Annotated in this window: 1 protein-coding gene; it reads right to left on the bottom strand. The window is 60.8% G+C overall.

Features of this window, described 5'->3' with window-relative positions:
- A partial coding sequence (locus F0U44_RS23885; RefSeq protein ID WP_246160758.1) for a hypothetical protein occupies nucleotides 1-497 on the bottom strand: 497 nt, incomplete at its 3' end.
- Nucleotides 498-538 lie beyond the last annotated feature (41 nt).

Raw genomic sequence — 538 nt, forward strand, 5'->3', positions numbered from 1 at the left:
CCCAGGAAGGAAGGCTGGAAGAGTGCCTCAGGGCAGCGGAACCGCTCATTGCCAATGGTGATGACCTGGCCGTCAGGCAGCTCGTAGCTCTTCTCCAGGGAGGAGCTGGAAGCAGCCGTGGCCATCTCTTGCTCGAAGTCCAGGGCGACGTAGCACAGCTTCTCCTTAATGTCACGCACGATTTCCCGCTCAGCGGTGGTGGTGAACGAGTAACCCCTCTCGGTGAGGATCTTCATGAGGTAGTCGGTCAAGTCGCGACCAGCCAAGTCCAGACGGAGGATGGCGTGGGGCAGAGCGTAACCTTCGTAGATGGGTACGGTGTGGGAGACACCATCTCCGGAGTCGAGCACGATACCGGTGGTACGACCGGAGGCGTACAGCGAGAGCACGGCCTGGATGGCGACGTACATGGCGGGGGAGTTGAAGGTCTCAAACATGATCTGGGTCATCTTCTCCCTGTTGGCCTTGGGGTTGAGGGGGGCTTCGGTGAGCAGCACGGGGTGCTCCTCGGGGGCGACACGCAGCTCATTGTAGAAGG

Source organism: Nocardioides humilatus, from assembly GCF_008373755.1.
GTDB lineage: Bacteria > Actinomycetota > Actinomycetes > Propionibacteriales > Nocardioidaceae > Nocardioides > Nocardioides humilatus.